The 17,420-nt window shown below is 44.4% G+C and carries 13 protein-coding genes and 1 pseudogene; 10 read left to right on the top strand and 4 right to left on the bottom strand.

From position 1 onward, the window contains the following. Positions 1-66: 66 nt before the first annotated feature. Entirely contained in the window at positions 67-741 is a 675-nt protein-coding gene (locus tag CEF13_RS24780) for an MBL fold metallo-hydrolase (protein ID WP_102714930.1), read from the top strand. 285 nt (positions 742-1,026) lie between these two features. Next, on the top strand, positions 1,027-3,384 hold the full coding sequence (gene helD / locus CEF13_RS24775) for an RNA polymerase recycling motor HelD (RefSeq protein WP_102714928.1): 2,358 nt from the start codon (positions 1,027-1,029) through the stop codon (positions 3,382-3,384). A gap of 148 nt (positions 3,385-3,532) precedes the next feature. On the opposite strand, the gene CEF13_RS24770 is transcribed toward helD, so the two are convergent. Beyond that, positions 3,533-4,999 carry a methyl-accepting chemotaxis protein gene (locus CEF13_RS24770; RefSeq protein ID WP_102714926.1) on the bottom strand — a complete coding sequence of 489 codons (1,467 nt, stop codon included), beginning with the start codon at positions 4,997-4,999 and terminating at the stop codon, positions 3,533-3,535. A 201-nt stretch (positions 5,000-5,200) separates the two neighbouring features. On the opposite strand from CEF13_RS24770, the gene CEF13_RS24765 reads away from it, so the two are divergent. The 3 genes from CEF13_RS24765 (at position 5,201) to CEF13_RS24755 (ending at position 8,171) form a co-directional block, all read left to right on the top strand. Then, the gene (locus CEF13_RS24765) at positions 5,201-5,875 is read left to right on the top strand and encodes a YdeI/OmpD-associated family protein (protein ID WP_102714924.1); all 675 of its coding nucleotides are present in this window, start codon (positions 5,201-5,203) and stop codon (positions 5,873-5,875) included. Positions 5,876-5,998: 123 nt separating this feature from the next. Next, positions 5,999-7,621, top strand: a complete 1,623-nt coding sequence (locus tag CEF13_RS24760; protein ID WP_102714922.1) for an MDR family MFS transporter — start codon at positions 5,999-6,001, stop codon at positions 7,619-7,621. A 103-nt stretch (positions 7,622-7,724) separates the two neighbouring features. Then, on the top strand, positions 7,725-8,171 hold the full coding sequence (locus CEF13_RS24755) for a MarR family winged helix-turn-helix transcriptional regulator (RefSeq protein ID WP_102714920.1): 447 nt from the start codon (positions 7,725-7,727) through the stop codon (positions 8,169-8,171). Between the two features lie 69 nt (positions 8,172-8,240). On the opposite strand, the gene CEF13_RS24750 is transcribed toward CEF13_RS24755, so the two are convergent. Next, complete coding sequence (locus CEF13_RS24750) at positions 8,241-9,158, bottom strand: aldo/keto reductase (protein ID WP_102714918.1); 918 nt, start codon at positions 9,156-9,158, stop codon at positions 8,241-8,243. 265 nt (positions 9,159-9,423) lie between these two features. On the opposite strand from CEF13_RS24750, the gene CEF13_RS24745 reads away from it, so the two are divergent. Further along, on the top strand, positions 9,424-10,602 hold the full coding sequence (locus CEF13_RS24745; RefSeq protein ID WP_102714916.1) for a glycosyltransferase family 39 protein: 1,179 nt from the start codon (positions 9,424-9,426) through the stop codon (positions 10,600-10,602). A gap of 396 nt (positions 10,603-10,998) precedes the next feature. Here the strand turns inward: CEF13_RS24745 and CEF13_RS24740 are convergent, their stop codons facing one another. Then, positions 10,999-11,793 (bottom strand): SDR family oxidoreductase, encoded by a 795-nt coding sequence (locus CEF13_RS24740; protein WP_102714914.1) that lies wholly within the window; start codon positions 11,791-11,793, stop codon positions 10,999-11,001. A gap of 336 nt (positions 11,794-12,129) precedes the next feature. Here CEF13_RS24740 and CEF13_RS24735 point away from each other — a divergent pair. After that, a pseudogene (locus CEF13_RS24735) lies at positions 12,130-12,507 on the top strand (WecB/TagA/CpsF family glycosyltransferase); the annotation flags it as partial. A 45-nt stretch (positions 12,508-12,552) separates the two neighbouring features. Here CEF13_RS24735 and CEF13_RS24730 read toward each other — a convergent pair. Next, positions 12,553-12,732, bottom strand: a complete 180-nt coding sequence (locus CEF13_RS24730; RefSeq protein ID WP_102714910.1) for a CsbD family protein — start codon at positions 12,730-12,732, stop codon at positions 12,553-12,555. Between the two features lie 270 nt (positions 12,733-13,002). Here CEF13_RS24730 and CEF13_RS24725 point away from each other — a divergent pair, with 270 nt between their 5' ends. The 3 genes from CEF13_RS24725 (at position 13,003) to CEF13_RS24715 (ending at position 17,396) form a co-directional block, all read left to right on the top strand. After that, a complete protein-coding gene (locus tag CEF13_RS24725; protein ID WP_166742913.1) occupies positions 13,003-13,875 on the top strand; it encodes a sugar phosphate isomerase/epimerase family protein in 873 nt (290 codons plus the stop codon). A 22-nt stretch (positions 13,876-13,897) separates the two neighbouring features. Then, positions 13,898-15,001: a Gfo/Idh/MocA family protein gene (locus CEF13_RS24720; protein ID WP_102714906.1), complete on the top strand. Its 1,104-nt coding sequence runs from the start codon at positions 13,898-13,900 to the stop codon at positions 14,999-15,001. A gap of 124 nt (positions 15,002-15,125) precedes the next feature. Next, positions 15,126-17,396 carry a glycoside hydrolase family 3 protein gene (locus CEF13_RS24715; protein ID WP_102714904.1) on the top strand — a complete coding sequence of 757 codons (2,271 nt, stop codon included), beginning with the start codon at positions 15,126-15,128 and terminating at the stop codon, positions 17,394-17,396. The last annotated feature ends 24 nt before the right edge of the window (positions 17,397-17,420 follow it).

Here is a 17,420-nt window from a genome sequence, read left to right as displayed (position 1 = left end):
TGACTTGATGTAATAAAAGAGAACGCATACAATCAAGATAAATTAAATTGAGGGGGATGTTAAACTATGGAGTCAAATATGGGTGTTATGCCGATTGTACTGGAATTGAATGCTGGCTCGTTTGTTGTTCATGCTGCTCTATTCTGGGATGAGAAGGATGTCATCTTAGTTGATACCGGAATACCCGGTCATGGCAAGCTTATAAAAGAAACACTGAATCGGGAATCTAACTTGTTCGATAGGCTGACCAAAATCATCATCACTCATCATGATAATGATCATATTGGCAGCTTGCCCGAGCTGCTGGCAGAATCCAATAATAGGATAGAGGTGCTGGCACATCCACTTGCCAAGCCATACATAATGGGAGAGCTGCCATTGATGAAAGGTGGCCACATGGCTCGTCCAGCTAAAGTTGATTACACGGTACAGGATGGAGAAGTGCTTCCTTACTGTGGCGGCATCCAGGTTGTTTATACACCGGGACATATGCCGGATCATATCTCCCTTTACCATCTGCCTAGTAAAACCTTGATTTCTGGAGATGCATTGACTGCGCAAGAGGGTGTGCTCATGCCACCATCAGCACAGTTCACAATAGATATGGATCAAGCACTTCAATCAGTTGCCAAGCTAGCCGAATTAGACATTGAGACTGTTATTGCTTATCATGGCGGCGTCTGCAAAGATCAGATAAGAGAGAGACTTGCTGTTATCGCAGAGGGAGCAGGGAGAACTTAAAATATTTTGTTATTGTATTTAGCATTGAGGAGCCAGGGCAATAGGATGGTTTGCATGATCAGAATAAAAAAAGAAACCGGCAGCTTCTGCCGGTTTCTTTAGGAGGAAATAAATGATTTGCACGCAAATAAAATCCATGATACCATATGAAAGATGTCATAGATTTAATTATGTAAAGGTATTATTAATCTTTCTTACAATTTAATTTTAGCACGAGAGCCTGCTGTTTGTCAAATGTTCTTTTTTTTCTCCGTACTAGACCGAAAAAGGAGTGTGTTCAAGAGGATGATTAACGCGAAGGAATGGCAGCAAGAACAGGAGCGGCTAGATTTGGTTACGGAAAAGCTGCAATCTAGAATCGTCGAACTGGAGCCGGAGGTGGCTCAACTGCGCGAGCAAGTGGTGGATATCCGCCACCGGTTTTGGCAGGAGGTTACGGTCAACACAAGCACACATGAAGATTTCGAAGAAACCTTCTTCAGTATTAAGCAGCAGGAGAAGGTATTAACCGAACGGGAAAATAGGCACCAACAGCTATTTCAGGAATGGAAAAGGATGAACCGGCTGCTGTCATCGCCATACTTCGGGCGCATTGATTTCCAGGAGGATGGTCAGAGCTTCAGTGAGCAAGTTTATATCGGCGTATCCTCCATCATCGACGGAGACGGCATAGAGTTTTTGGTGTATGACTGGCGCACCCCTATTGCGAGTTTGTATTACGACTATTCCCCGGGGGTGGCTGCCTATGAAACGCCGGGTGGACAAATTACTGGGACAATGGAGCAGAAGCGGCAGTATCAGATCCGTGACGGGCAGCTCCATAATTTGTTCGATTCAAGCTTAACAATCGGTGACGAAATGCTGCAGCAGGTGCTTGGCAGGGGTGCGGATTCACGGATGAAGGGGATTGTGGCAACCATACAAAAAGAGCAGAATGCTATTATCCGTAACGACAAAAGCAGGATGTTAATTGTGCAGGGGGCGGCTGGCAGCGGGAAGACATCAGCGGCCCTTCAGCGGGCTGCGTACTTGCTTTACAAACACCGCGCGAGGCTCAAGGCCGATCAGATCGTTCTATTCTCCCCTAATCCGCTATTCAACAGCTATGTATCGTCAGTTCTTCCTGAGCTTGGCGAGGAGAACATGCAGCAGACGACCTTCCAGGAATATGTTGACTATTGGCTTGGAGCAACGTTACGCCTTGAAGATCCGTTTGATCAGATTGAATATGTGCTCACAGAAGAATCTACACATGGGTATGAGGCGCGTCTGAATGGGATCAAATATAAGGCGTCTGAAGCATTCCTTCAAGCCCTTCAAAGCTATACACTGTGGCTGGGGCGCGGAGGAATGCTATTCGAAAGCATTCGTTTCCGGGACCGTGATTTAGTCACCGCAGAGCAAATGAAATCGCAGTTCTACAGCTATGACCCTTCCATCCGTTTGGCCAATCGTGTAGCTCTGCTGCGGGATTGGCTGCTTCAAGAGCTGGTGACGCTGGAGCGCAAGGAGCAGGAGGAATTCTGGGTGCAGGAGGAGCTCCATTTCCTTGACAACGAGCAGTATTCAGAAGCCTACAGCATACTAAACAAGAAGTACCAGCGAGATGAGAATGACTTCGACTATGCTGAGAAGGAGGAAGAACTGCTGCGTCGCATGATCGTGAAAGAGCAATTCAAACCGCTGAGGCGAATGGTGAAACGATTGATGTTCGTAGATGTGAAGGGGCTTTATATTCAGCTGTTCAGCGATGCTGTCGCTTTTCGTGAGATGACGAATGAGTCCGAATTACCCGAGCTTTGGCAGGAAATCTGCATTCAAACGAAGGAGAAGCTGAACCAGCTCGAATTATTGTATGAGGATGTCACCCCGTACCTGTATTTAAAAGAACTTATCGAGGCAGCTCGCACGAACACGGAGGTGCGCCATGTATTCGTTGACGAGGGCCAAGATTACTCGCTGTTTCAATACGAGTTTCTCAAAAAATTGTTCCCTCGTGCTCGTATGACGGTGCTCGGAGATTTCGGACAGGCGATTTTCACTCAGGCAACGAATCTACAAGAAGCAGATTCACCGCTGATCCAGCTTTACGGTGAGACAGAAACGAGCTTAATCATTCTTGTCCGCAGCTATCGTTCGACCCGCGAGATTGTACAATTCACGAAGTCTTTACTGCCAGGCGGCGAGGAGATCGTGCCCTTCGATAGGAGCGGCAGCAAGCCATTCCTCATTCACGCAGACAGCGATGAGAAGCGGGCGGTGCGGATGGCAGCAGATCTAGCGGCGCTCCAGGCTGAAGGCTTCAGCTCCATTGCTGTCATTACAAAGACCGCGGCCGAGAGTAGAGATGCCTACAGAGCATTAATGAGCGAGGGTTGTCAGGAGCTGCGGATTATAGGGAAGGAGACGCTTACCTTTGAGAAGGGAATAATGGTCATTCCTGCTTATCTCGCCAAAGGCGTTGAGTTCGATGCTGTGCTCATCTATGATGCTTCTTCACAGGTATACCATCGGGAAAGCGAACGCAAGCTTTTCTATACGGCATGTACTCGCGCCATGCAGCGGCTCCTACTCTATGCCACAGGGGAGTGGACGCCATATATGGAGTCAGTGGATACGACTTTGTACGAGGGAGAGCTATAAGTGGATGGAGATCAGTATTTAATAGAAGGGGGACACATCGAAGCTTTGTTCATCAGCAATCCTATTCTAAAAAAGAAGCTAACTTAAATGAGGAACCCCTTATAAGGAGTTCCTCATTATTTACTGACTAAATGATACTAGTCAGCAGCTAGCTTTGGGACATTTTGTTTAGGTCTGTGGCGAGCTCATCCAACTTAAGAAAACTGTCCTTAATATTTGTAATTCGAGTATCCTGCGTACTCATACTGGCTGACATTTCTTCAATCGACGCCATGTTTTCTTCCGTAGTCCCTGCAATGGTGCCGATTTCTTCAGCTATTTTCGTATATTGGCTAAACACATCATCAGCAAAAAGCTGTACCTGCGCGGATTTCTCTTCTACTTTCATAGAATCATCCGAGAGTGAATGCATGACTTCCATAACATGCTTCGTCGCATCTCGGCTTTCGATAATCGTCTGTTGTCCGAGTATAATCTGTTCGGAAGCTTGATCCGTCTTCATCCGGATATTATCCAATATTTCGCCTATTTGCTCAGTCGATTTCCTAGAGCTTTCCGCCAACTTCTGAATTTCGCTCGAAACGACAGCAAAGCCTTTCCCATGTTCGCCTGCTCTAGCAGCTTCAATGGCGGCATTAAGTGCTAATAGGTTAGTTTGTGAGGAGATATGATTGATTGTTGCTACAATATCACTAATCAGTTTGTTCTGCTCGTTTAGCTCCGTCATCAGTACAACGGATATATCGATGGTTTCGTGCACATGATCTATTTTCTTTGTAAGCAGTTCTGCCTCTTCGCTGCCACTCTTCGTCAGTTTAACGGAGTTCTCGGATAAGGATCTCATCTCTGTTGATCGGGAGACTAAGGAAGCTACCGTGTTCTCAATGATGCGAACAGATTCGCTAATATCCGATATGCTGGTCGTTTGTGTCTCGATGCTGGAGGTTACTTCAGAAAATGCAGAGGTCACATCTTGTGAAATCGTGCTTGTTAAAGTCACATTCTGTTTGAGATTGGAATTGAAATCATTTAGAACATGAAGGGAGGAGGAGATCCGATCGATAATGGCTTGAGTTCGGTTTTTCTCGGCTATCGCATTCTCTCTTTGATTGGCGGCTTCAGTCTGTAAGTGTTCACTAAACTTGGTAGAGGCCAAGAGCGGAGCTGCGATCATTGCCAAATACATCATAATTGTAACAGGATCATTGTTTCCAAACATTTCTTCTTTGTAGGGACTCATGAATAAGTATACACTGAGGCCGACTCCCAAAAGGGTAGAGAAGGCGAGCGCTCGGAAATTGCTGTATAGCGTCATGATTCCCAAATTCACAAATATGAGAAAATAGGTCGTAATAATCGGCCCTGTAATAATTAAGAGCAGTGTTAGAACGGTAACAATCATAGGAATGAAGTACATGACATAGTCGGACAACCAACGTTTGTATGTCATGATTGTGGCTAATCCGCAGGTAATGGAACCTACAATAAGGAGAACGATAACGGAGCTTGAGGGTGCGCCGGTCAGGATGTCTACTGCAATGCCTAATATAAGCATTCCCCAAATGATGTTGACGAGCAGTTTGTTTCTTCTGTGCAAGGTGTCAGAACGGGTCACTAAGATCAACCTTTCGATTTTTATATGTACAATTCGTTATAACAATACCATAATTCGACAATTTCCATCAAGAAATAATAGTTGGCAGCAGGAGGAACGAACTACCGACGGTGAAGGCCTCCGCACAGATTCCTCCTTGATTTATGTACTGTATTTTTTTAGGCTATACTTAGCATCAATCTAGAAAGGGGATAAATCATAATGGCCAAATCGATTGTAGAAAAACTGAATTTACAAAAGTACAAGCATGCAGCAGTATTGGCTGAGCCTGAAGGATTTAATTATTTTGCAGAATTAACGGGCTATGATACTGCGCTCAAGGATCGTGCGTATGATCTCATATTTGCATTTGTATTAGATATGGAGTCATTAAAGGAGCTTATTAACCGTGTAATTGAGCATCAGCATCTTAATGAAAATGGCTATCTTTATGCGGGCTATCCTAAAAAAGGAAACAAAATTTACCCCACGTTTATTCATCGGGATGATCTGCTTGCGGGTATTGGAAGCGATGAGAAAGGGTATATCGGGAATAGCGATATTAAATTTTCACGCATGGTCGGGCTGGATGATGTTTTTACAGTTGTCGGGCTGAAAGAGGACGCTGGAGGCAAAGACAAGATTGTAACACAATCAAGTCAACGCGTTGATGATTATATAGCATTGGTGCCAAGTGTGGAGAAGGATTTGGAGGACACGCCGGAACTATTTCACTTCTACCAATCACTTACCCTAGGCTATCGCAAAGATTGGGCGCGTTATGTCTATAGTGCGAAACAAGAGGAAACCAAAGTAAAGAGAAGGGAGGAAATGAAGATGATTCTTCAAGCGGGCTATAAGAGCCGCGAGTTATTTCGCAAGGATCATCCTAGTTAAAATTTTCAGTATTCCTAAAATTTTTGTTCTACGCTAAATATATAGGTTGCTAACCTATGTATAAGTGTGCTTTAATACATTTACGAAGATTTTATCATTCTTAATTTGAAGGTAGGTGGCGCGATGAATCATTTAACACAGAAACAAAAGGTAACTGTAATGATCGCTCTTATGGCTGCTATGTTCTTTGCAGCGATTAACCAGACGCTTGTCAGTACGGCAATGCCGCGTATTATTGCCATGTTGGGGGGCATGCAATATTATTCTTGGGTAATTACGATATTTATGCTTTGTTCTACGATTTCTACCGTGTTGGTCGGGAAATTATCCGATATATATGGTCGGAAGCCCTTTTTGCTTGGCGGAATTGTTGTTTTTATGTTGGGATCCTTTTTAACCGGATTATCAACGGACATTACCCAAATGATTATATTTCGTGCTATTCAAGGCGTTGGCGCCGGTATTCTGATGTCTACGACAGTTACTGCCGTAGGCGATTTGTTTGCTCCGCGTGAAAGAGCTAAGTGGACAGGAGTTATGATGGCCATCTTCGGATTCTCCAGCATACTTGGTCCAACGCTTGGCGGAGTTATGATTGATCACATGGATTGGAAATGGCTATTCTGGGCTTTCCTCCCGCTTGGTATTGTTGCTTTCGTAATGATTTGGCGTATGTTTCCTAAGACGGAACGTGCTAAGTCGGAGTCGATCGATTACTGGGGTTCTCTTGTGCTCTCGGCTTCCATCGTCGCACTTCTGTTAGGCTTCTCTTGGGCGGGCAATAAATACGCTTGGGATTCAATCGAGATCATAAGTCTCTTTGCAGCTGCCGTTGTCGGCGTTATCCTATTGATTTTTATCGAAAGAAAAGCGAAGAGTCCTGTACTGCCGTTATCTTTATTTAAAAACAGTATTGTGACTATATCCTTCGCAGTAGGCTTCCTGATGAACGCTGGGATGATGGGTGCTATGATTTATATGCCTTTCTTCGTACAGGGCGTGGAAGGCTTGACTCCTACGCAATCCGGGTTTGTAAATATCCCGATGTCGATTACGATGATCATTCTTAGTACATTGGTTGGACGCTGGATTTCCAAATCAGGGAAATACAAGCGTTTCGCAATTATTGGTGTAGCCGTAATGATCGTCAGCATGATCATGCTGGCCAACATGCACAGCGTGGCAATGGCTGTTGCAAGCATGACCGTATTTGGGGTCGGGCTTGGGCTTAGTATGTCCGTGTTCACCTTGACCGTACAAAATGCTTTGCCACCGACTCAGCTCGGTGTGGCTACGGCAACGTCGACGTTGTTCCGGAACTTGGGAGGAACAATTGGAATCGCGATTTTTGGTTCCATTATGAACTCCGTATTGGTTCGCAATTTGGATAAAGCGATGGCCTCCAGCTCAGGCGTAGACTTATCACAGACCGATCCGGAAATAGCTACACAATTGACTGCGCTGATGGATCCTAGGACTTTGATGAATCAGCCTTTGCTAGAACAGCTTCATACGAAGCTGCCGGAAGAAGCTCAGCCTTTGTTTACACATATGATTGAAATGCTGCGTTCTGTATTAGGTGATACGTTATCAACCGTCTTCATTATCGGAGCCGTCTTAATTGGTGTTGGATTGATTCTCACTATTTTCTTGAAAGAGATTCCTTTACGCTCTTCCAATGAAAAGCAGCCTAACCAGGCAGATGAGCAAAATGCCGATAAGCTTAAAAAAGCAACTGTAAACTAATTGTACTTTAGGCGTGTCGGATCATATTCCGGCACGTCTTCATTATTATTTTTTGGTCTTCATTCAGGTTTGAATAAATTACAGGATTGAGGTGAAAATTATTATGGATGCTTTAGTAAATGAAATGATGGAAACCTTTCAACGCTTCGCCAGAGCTGAGTGGCGGAAGCAGTCAGTATCGGGCATTAAATCAAGTGAAGTTCGAGTTCTAATTTGTTTGAAAATATTAATTAGCGAGAGTGATCGTGGCGTCAATATTACTGATCTAAGTAGAAAACTTTCCATAACCTCACCCTCCATTACGCAAATGATCAAAAATTTAATGACGGATGGATTCGTTGAACGTTACAATGACCCACGGGACAAGCGGATTACATTAATTCGTTTGACTGACAAAGGGGAAGGCGTTGCCCAGAAATCCTATGAAAGATATATGTTATACTTCAGTGGTCTCATCGAAAGGCTCGGAGAAGAGCAAAGCAGAACGCTTATCGCTTTACTTAGTGAAGTTTATAGCTACACGCATGAGACGGGTACTTTTGACGGTTAGCAGGAATGAAAATACGAAAGGGCTCTTCACCGCAATCGCGAGAAGAGCCCTTTCGTATGAATCAGTGACTTATGGAAGCACGTTGCCTGCTGCACGATAGATGCTATACCATTCTTCACGTGTTAGACGAACATCGCTTGCTTTAATGCAATCCTTTAATCGATCGATATTCATTGTACCGATAACCGGCTGCATCTGTGCAGGATGGCGCAAAAGCCACGCGATGGCAATCGTTGTGTTACTCACTTCATATTTCTTAGCAACCTCATCAATTTTTTGATTCAGTTCAGGGAATTTGTCGTTTCCGAGAAAAACGCCTTCAAAAAATCCGTATTGGAATGGCGACCAAGGCTGGATAGTGATATCGTTCAGTCGGCAATAATCAAGTATGCTTCCATCCCGATTGATAGAAGAATCCTTCTCCATATTCACATTAATGCCATTGGAGATCATATTGGCGTTGGTGATGCTCAATTGCAGTTGATTAGCTACAAGCGGCTGCTTCACTGACTTCTTAAGTAACTGTATTTGCATCGGATTCTGATTGGAAACGCCGAAATGACGTACTTTACCTGAATTTTCAAGAATATCAAAGGCTTCAGCCACTTCTTCTGGTTCTACCAAGGCATCAGGACGGTGCAGGAGCAGAATGTCCAAATAATCGGTTTTCAGACGCTTTAGAATGTTGTCAACGGAATCCAAAATATGTTCTTTGGAAAAGTCGAATGTACCCTTCCGAATGCCGCATTTGGATTGAAGGATGATTTTCTCACGAATATCATCGCTCATATGGATGGCATCAGAAAATATTTCCTCACATTTACCGCCGCCATAAATATCCGCATGGTCGAAGAAATTCGCTCCTTCCTCCAGTGCTGTTTGGACAAAGTTCTCCGCCTCGGTTTTGTTGAGTGAATCAATACGCATGCAGCCGACTGCAACAACTGGCACCTCTAGTGTACTGTTTCCAAGCTTCATTGTTCGCAAAGTAATGCCCTCCTTAGTTTGGGGTTGAGCAAATTTATATTTGATTCAGCTTTCTCTTATTGATTGTGACACATTCATAGAGTAGATTTCAAGATCATTCATTTGCTTTAATAGTTAGAAGGAATCATATGCAACCTTTTATTTCTGTATTCGTCTATATTTTGAGTGAAGCAGCCATTGAAGTAAAGGAAATATCGGAGTAACGGAATGGAGGTTTTTCCACTTCTTAGCATCTAAGAAATCTCAAAAGATAATATTTATAATCTTGCTTGCAGTTGGTCTACTTCTGCGCTGCTATTATACAGATTGGAATAAGAAGCTGACTGGGGATGAAGTCGGTTATAACAAAATGGTGCTTCAATTGCTCCATGAAGGTGTATACGGATACACGCCTTATGCGTATTCGATAGAGCCTAATGCATTCACAACGCCTGGTTATCCATTGTTCCTGGCAGCTTGTTATGTCGTTTTTGGCTACAGTGACGATAAGCCGCCGGTCGTAGAAATACAAGCGCTGCAAATCCTTATTCAAATGCTGAGCGCTGTCCTATTTTTTTTCATTGCCAGCAGATTATTTAATCACCCGAAAATAAGCTTATTTATGATGGCATGCATCTTACTGCATCCAGCATTCATCCTATCGCCTCTCTACCTTTTAACCGAAACCTTGTATGGCTTCTTTTTCCTTCTATTTATATACTTGCTGATACGGGTTATACAGGGCGCAGCTGTGCGTTATTTTTTGTCTTTGGGCATTGTATTTGGTATTTGTATTCTCATTCGACCGGCGATCGTTCCCTTTATCGCGGTGCTTATAGGAGGTGTGTTCCTGTATGGCAGAAAGAATGGTCAACTACGAGTTTGGAGAACGATTTCTGCCGTTGTTATTGGATTTGTACTAGTCATGCTTCCATGGTGGATACGTAATTTCATTACACTTAATAAGGTTTTGCTATTAGCGGAGCAGTCAGGAAACCCGCTATTATGGGGCTCGTTCCCGTTTAATGCCCACCCGGAAATCGATATTAGCCAAGACCCAGCCGAAATGGGCAAAATGGCATATCATCGTATCATCGAGGGCTTCCGCGATCATTTTTTTGTTTATTTCAGTTGGTACACTTGGGGAAAAATGATGTTTTTTATCCGTGATATTTTTCCTAGCCTACAATTCATTACATCCAATCTATGGGTGAGATCGATCATTACAGCCTTACATATAATAGGCATCTTTATTGGATGGATCGGATTGCTGAAGATGGTTATTCACGAAAGGAAGAATGGGATGTACATGATGCTCGCGCTGCTCGCTTTCGTGAGTGTGATGCTGTATCTTCCTTTTGCGCCGTCACCAAGATACTTTTACCCGGTAATCCCTCTTTGTTTCCTTGGGCTTGGTTATTTAATTACTTGTGTGTATAGAAGAAAAGATAGGTTTGACAGTTGAAAAATACTTTTCGCAAAAGTGATTCACTACAATGGTAAAAGGTTATATAAGAGTAAGTGGGAAGTGGTAATCATGAAACAGCGCAAGGATAACATGATTTTATGTCATTCCGAAAGGTTGTTGAAAAACCATGAACTCTCTAAAAAGGAAGATAAGATTGAGATTTCTTCGATTCCTATCTGATAAGTCACCCTAGCAAGTTTGTGAAAATGTAGATGTTAATGGACAAATAGCTTCCCACATAGAGGGCCCTGCGAAATTATTCGCAGGGCCCTCGTTTGCTATGACACGATATGCCAGAGTAACGGAAATATATTTATTAATTTGATTATTGTAACAATAAAAGAATAATAGAAGAAAGAAAAAAGAGCATTTCTGCTCTTTTTTCTTTCTTTTCTAAAGTAAGGTTTCCGCTCCATCAATATAGATCTCGGTGCCTGAGATGTGGCTGGATTCCTGTGAAGCCAGGAATAGTACTAAATCCGCTACCTGCTCGGGCTGACCCGGCCCATGCTCAAGCGGCTGGCTGCCCTCTGGATATTTAACAGGGATTGTAATTTCCTCAACTTCCGGCGTTTTATGCGTATTTTCGCCAATGTTTGTTTGGATGGCTCCGGGACAGATGACATTCACTCGGATTTTGTACCGCGCCAGCTCCAAAGCAGCCATCTTGGCAAAGGCAACCTGACCGGATTTGGAAGAGCTGTAAGCAGACATGCCGAAGCCTGAGAATGATCGATTTCCGTTAATAGAGCTTGTTATAATTATGCTTCCGCCCTTCTCCTTCATATGGGGGATGGCATATTTGACTGTGAGAAAGGTTCCTTTTAAATTGGTTGTCAACGTTTCATCCCATGATTCAGGCGTTAGATCCTCAATCGGCGAGAGAGTGCCATTAATACCGGCATTCGCGAATACGATATCGATTCGTCCGTAATGCTTGGCTGCAGTGTCGATCGCTTTCTGTACCCGTTCAGGATTAGCAACATCCGTATCTACAAAGAGGGATTCGCCGCCTAATTGTTTGATTTGTTCTTCAACTGATTCAGTACGATTGTCATTCAGGTCAAGAAGGCATATTTTGGCCCCTTGCTGTGCCAATCGCAATGCGGTTGCCCGCCCAATGCCGGACCCGGCACCCGTAATGACTGCGACCTTATCTTTCACCCGCTGATCCGTTTTATCACCCATTTAGATAACCTCCTGTGCTGCTCATAATTTTCCAAATTAGTGTGCCATGAAATCACTTATTTATTCCTAATTGCTTCAAAGAGATAAATACATAATCATCTTATTTGGTTATTACCCTAAAACAATTAATTGAAACTGTTCGTAAAAATATCTTGCGGAGGGTGAGCATAGATGAAAGGCATAGCCCATATATTAGGCATTCCATTTTCCAAAATGACGCTGCAGGAATCCCCTGCTGCAGCTGCTGGAGGAGGGAAATAAACGAGGTTCAAGCATGTACTTTCTCGGGACGGATGAAGAAACGAATGGCAAAGCGGTGGATGTCATCATACTTACCCCAACGTCAGAATAGCGGGAAGACACCATGGTTTTTTCTCAGAGACAGAGGGAGTATCCCTAATAGCTGAGCTAAAGGAGACGAAACCTGATATGCTATTTATCGCAATGGGTTCTCCTTACTTAGACAAGTGGATTTATAAGCATAAAAAAGAATTGGCACATATTAAAGTCGTATTTGGAGTAGGCGGCAGCCTCGACGTTATCGCTGGAAAAGTGAAACGCGCACCTATAATCCTGCAAAAGCTTTATATGGAATGGTTGTATCGATTATTGACTGTGCCTGTTGCCAAAGGCCATGAATCACGCTGGCGCAGGCAGTCTGCACTGCCGAAATTCGTTTATAGAGCAATGATTCGCAGGAAAGCAGCACGATAAAAACAAACACCCTCAAAGCTTAAAGCTTTGAGGGTGTTTGCTATATTAGAATTTATTTTTCAAGTCGCCGATCTTATCTTGGACCTCGCCTTTTAGTTTATCTTTCTTTCCTTCTGCTTGGAGACGGGGATTATCTGTCGCATTCCCGATTTGATCTTTAATTTCACCCTTTGCTTTGGAAATACCACCTTTAATTTTATCACTAGTTCCGCTGTGGTTGCTCATAATCAACATCTCCTTTATATAAACTTAATCATACTTACCCTTTCGCTAGATTGACGAAACATTCATGCGAATGAACAGCGCTCCTTCCTATCACACCTGATCCAGCCATGCCGTTGTTGTCCACCCACTTGAATAGCAGAGAAAATATGATTTAGACGACAATAGTGCGGAAATTCAATAGGAGAATGACGGATCAGTGAAAGATAGAAGGACGAAGGTACTCTATCATAAGAAACAAGAAAACCAATTGAGATGGGAGAGTGTCGTGAAATGACAATGGCAGCTGGTATTAATATTTTTTCTGTATACAGGGAATTAGGTGATGATTACTTTGGCACATTGGAGAAGGTAGCCGCTGCAGGGTACGTAAATATTGAGCTTATTGGATTCAATATGAAAAAATTTACACGGTACATCGATGAAATTCCTATGGAATCGGTTAGAGATAAATTCCGAGAGCTTGGTCTTAAGGCGGTATCTGTTCACGAGAGTCCAGCACCTGGCCAAGAACTGATTTCGCATGATTGGGATTCTGTAATGAAGTATTATGCAGGTCTAGATTGCGAAGGCATTGTACTGCCGTCCGTGTGGATTAAAGACCGCGAGGACACGCTGAGAGCTGCCGAACAGATGAACAGCATTGGCAAGAAGATGAAAGAGGGCGGCTTTCAGTTTTATCTGCACAATCACGCCCATGAGTTTAAAACAATCGGCGATGAAACGCTATTCGATCTGCTATTGAATCATACTGATTCATCCTATGTGAAATTCGAGTTGGATCTGGCATGGGTGATGCGAGCAGGAGTAGATCCCATTGCGGTCCTTGAGAAGCTGGGTGATCGCTGTGACATGATTCATCAGAAAGATTTAAGCAGAAGCCTTACTGCAAGTCAGATTAATATAATGGAGGCTGTGCGGCAGAACGGAGATGAGGACCTCGATCCGTTTGAAGTTTATAGAAAATATATAGGCCCTGGTGATTTTGTCGATCTCGGCACAGGCATGTTTGATTTCAAAACGGTGTATGAGCAGATTAGGTCGATGGGGCATGTCCGTTATGCGCTTGTTGAGAATGAGGGCGAGTCGGAAGACAAGTTTAGCAGCATCAGCAATGACTTAACCTTACTTAAAAAATATGTGTAGACCATAAGGAGGAGATTTCAATATGATCAATGGAAAACTGAGGATCGGAATAATCGGCTGTGGCGGAATTGCCAATCAGAAGCATATGCCATCGTTAGCGAAGCTTGCACACCTGGGCGAGATGGTTGCCTTCTGTGATGTTATTGAAGAAAGTGCCAAGAAAGCGGCTAAAGATTTTGGAAGTGCAAACGCTAAAGTATACGTGGATTATAAGCAGTTATTAGAAGACGATTCCATCGATGTTGTCCATGTATTGACCCCTAACCTTCAGCATTCTTATATAACAGTAGATGCGCTGGAAGCAGGGAAGCATGTCATGTGTGAGAAACCTATGGCTATCAACTCCATTGAAGCTAAGAAAATGGTGGATGCCGCCAAGCGGACGGGCAAAAAACTGACGATTGGTTACCAAAATAGGTTCAGAAATGATTCGCAAATTTTGCATAAAGCATGCCGTGAAGGTGAATTGGGCGATATCTATTTCTCTAAAGCACATGCCGTTCGCAGACGTGGAGTGCCGACCTGGGGTGTTTTCCTGGACAAAGAGCAGCAGGGCGGCGGGCCTTTGATTGATTTAGGTACACATGCACTCGATTTGGCATTATGGTTTATGGACAACTATAAGCCGAAATCGGTGTCGGGCTCTGTTTTTCATAAAATGTCGGATAAATATGAAGGTAATATGATGGGGCCATGGGATCCTCAACGATTCGATGTGGAAGATTCAGCTTTCGGATTTATCAAGATGGAGAATGGGGCAACGATATTTTTGGAAGCGGCGTGGGCGCTTAACACAACAGATGCCAGAGAAGCCATGACAACACTTTGTGGTACGGAGGGCGGAGCAGAAATGAGAGCCAGCTCTGTTATAGGTAAAAGTGATGTGGTTTTCAATACGACCAAGTATGGCCAGCTTGTAGAAACGAAACCATCCTTTAGCGGAGGCATCGCTTATTTCGGTCCAGGTGCCGAGGAAGAGGGTGTGAAAGAGGCGAGACAGTGGCTTGAGAGCATTCTGAATGATACCGAGCCTTTAGTCAAGCCAGAGCAAGCCTTTGTTGTCACTCAACTATTAGAGGCTATATATACTTCAGCTGAAACTGGGGAAATCGTACACTTTGAATAGTCTCTTTATTCGTGTAAAGGACATAGTAGAATAAATCTGGCCTCCACCATGATCGGAAAGGAATTTCAGCATGGGAGAGGAATTTATTAATAATGGAAAATGTGTTCAAGGAGGCAGCAGCACCATGAGTAATAAGTGGGTGAAAACAAAAAAGGAAACGGTTACATATATACAAAACAAGGGTGGCCCGACCCTCGGCTATTCTGACTCATCCGGCATCAACATTATCATGGAAGATGGCTTTGCCTTTAAGGATCTCAATAGAAACGGGAAGCTGGACAAATATGAGGACTGGCGCTTACCTGCTGAAGAGCGTGCGAAGGATTTGGCATCGCAGATGTCCATCGAGCAAATTGCTGGTCTGATGCTCTACAGCAGACATCAAGCTGTACCCGCATCGAACGGATTTTTTCCTGCTGCTTATAACGGTAAGTCCTATTCAGAAAGCGGTGCCAAGCCATATGACCTCTCGGATGAACAGATTGCGTTTTTGACGAAAGACCATCTGCGGCATGTACTGCTTACATCGGTCGAAAGTCCTGAGATTGCGGCTCGTTGGAACAATAACGTTCAAGCTTTAGCAGAAGGCGTCGGTCTCGGTATTCCAGCTAACAACAGCAGTGATCCGCGCCATGGCTCCGATTCCAGTAAAGAATATAATGCAGGGGCAGGCGGCGCGATATCCATGTGGCCGGAAACACTTGGATTCGCAGCAACATTTGATCCTGAGCTTGTGCAAAGGTTCGGCGAGATTGCAGCTAAGGAATACAGGGCGCTTGGCCTAGCAACTGCGCTTTCTCCCCAAATCGATATTGCGACCGATCCCCGCTGGGCACGCTTTGACGGCACGTTCGGAGAAGACTCAAAGCTATCAGCAGACTTAGCGCGAGCCTATATTGACGGATTTCAAACATCCACCGAAGAGGGTGTGAACGCGGACGGCTGGGGAGCAGGCAGTGTGAACGCGATGGTGAAACACTGGCCCGGCGGCGGCTCCGGTGAAGGAGGGAGAGATGCCCATTTCGCATACGGCAAATACGCTGTATATCCGGGCAACAACTTTGAGGAGCATTTAGTCCCTTTTCTGGATGGAGCTTTTAAGCTTAGCGGCGGAACGGAGAAGGCATCTGCTGTTATGCCGTATTATACGATTTCTTATAATCAAGACCCGGTAAACGGCGAGAATGTCGGCAACTCCTATAACGCTTATATTGTAGGCGATCTCCTGCGGCGAAAATACGGATACGACGGTGTTGTATGTACGGACTGGGGAATAACAGATGACCTTGGACCAGATATTAGCCGCCTGTTTCCAGGAGGCCGCTCGTGGGGAGTTGAGCAAGGTTATACGGTTGCGGAGCGTCATTACAAGGCGCTTATGGCCGGTGTCGACCAGTTTGGCGGAAATAATGATGTAGGCCCGATTCTTGATGCGTATCGCATTGGAGTTGAAGAGCACGGAGAAGCTTATATGCGCCGGCGTTTCGAGCAATCGGCCGTTCGTCTCTTGAAGAATATGTTCCGAATTGGATTATTCGAAAATCCATATTGCGATGTGGATGTAACGGAGCGTATCGTCGGTAATGCCGATTATATGACTGCGGGCTACGAAGCACAGCTCAAATCGGTCGTGATGTTGAAAAATAAAGGCCAAATTCTTCCCTTACCGAACAGGAAGACGGTCTATATCCCGACCCGGTACAGGCCAGCCGGAACCAATTGGATGGGCTTCCCAACCGAAGCGGTTGAAGGTTATCCTGTTAATCTTGAGGTCGTTCGGAAATATTTCAACGTTACAGATGACCCTGAAGTGGCGGACTTGGCACTCGTTTTCATAACAGGAGCCGATTCGGGCAGCGGGTACAGCAAGGCCGATGCAGAAGCCGGCGGCAACGGCTACGTACCGATCAGCCTGCAATATAAGCCTTATACAGCAGAGCATGCGAGGGAGATGAGCATCGCCGGGGACGAACGGGAAGTGTTGAACCGCTCTTATAAAGGAAAAACGATATGTTCAACGAATGCTACGGACTTAGAAGCAGTGTTGAAAGCGAAGGAAATGATGAAGGGAAAACCAGTCATCGTATCCCTTCAATTATCGAAGCCAACCATTGTAGCAGAATTTGAATCGGCAGCAGATGCAATTGTGGTAGCTTTCGGGGTTCAAGATCAAGCAATTCTGGATATATTGGTTGGCAAATCGGAGCCATCAGGATTATTGCCCATGCAGATGCCCGCTAATATGAAGACCGTCGAAGAGCAGCTCGAGGATGTTCCGCATGACATGGAGGTACATATCGATACTGAGGGCAATGCTTATGATTTCGCATATGGCCTTAGCTGGAACGGCGTTATCGTCGATGAAAGGACCAAACATTACGGCAAGAGTAGATAATTTGTAGAAGTGAAGCCGGGGACC

This window comes from Paenibacillus castaneae (assembly GCF_002884445.1).
Classification (GTDB): Bacteria; Bacillota; Bacilli; order Paenibacillales; family Paenibacillaceae; genus Pristimantibacillus; species Pristimantibacillus castaneae.
Note: the sequence above shows the minus strand (reverse complement) of the source record. Positions and strands in the feature narration are given on the sequence as shown.

What these genes read in the sequence shown, in the direction of transcription:
- CEF13_RS24780 (WP_102714930.1), top strand. Translation starts at nt 67, where the DNA reads ATGGAGTCAAATATGGGTGTTATGCCGATTGTACTGGAATTGAATGCT.
- helD (WP_102714928.1), top strand. Translation starts at nt 1,027, where the DNA reads ATGATTAACGCGAAGGAATGGCAGCAAGAACAGGAGCGGCTAGATTTG.
- CEF13_RS24765 (WP_102714924.1), top strand. Translation starts at nt 5,201, where the DNA reads ATGGCCAAATCGATTGTAGAAAAACTGAATTTACAAAAGTACAAGCAT.
- CEF13_RS24760 (WP_102714922.1), top strand. Translation starts at nt 5,999, where the DNA reads ATGAATCATTTAACACAGAAACAAAAGGTAACTGTAATGATCGCTCTT.
- CEF13_RS24755 (WP_102714920.1), top strand. Translation starts at nt 7,725, where the DNA reads ATGGATGCTTTAGTAAATGAAATGATGGAAACCTTTCAACGCTTCGCC.
- CEF13_RS24740 (WP_102714914.1), bottom strand. Translation starts at nt 11,793, where the DNA reads ATGGGTGATAAAACGGATCAGCGGGTGAAAGATAAGGTCGCAGTCATT.
- CEF13_RS24730 (WP_102714910.1), bottom strand. Translation starts at nt 12,732, where the DNA reads ATGAGCAACCACAGCGGAACTAGTGATAAAATTAAAGGTGGTATTTCC.
- CEF13_RS24725 (WP_166742913.1), top strand. Translation starts at nt 13,003, where the DNA reads ATGACAATGGCAGCTGGTATTAATATTTTTTCTGTATACAGGGAATTA.
- CEF13_RS24720 (WP_102714906.1), top strand. Translation starts at nt 13,898, where the DNA reads ATGATCAATGGAAAACTGAGGATCGGAATAATCGGCTGTGGCGGAATT.
- CEF13_RS24715 (WP_102714904.1), top strand. Translation starts at nt 15,126, where the DNA reads ATGAGTAATAAGTGGGTGAAAACAAAAAAGGAAACGGTTACATATATA.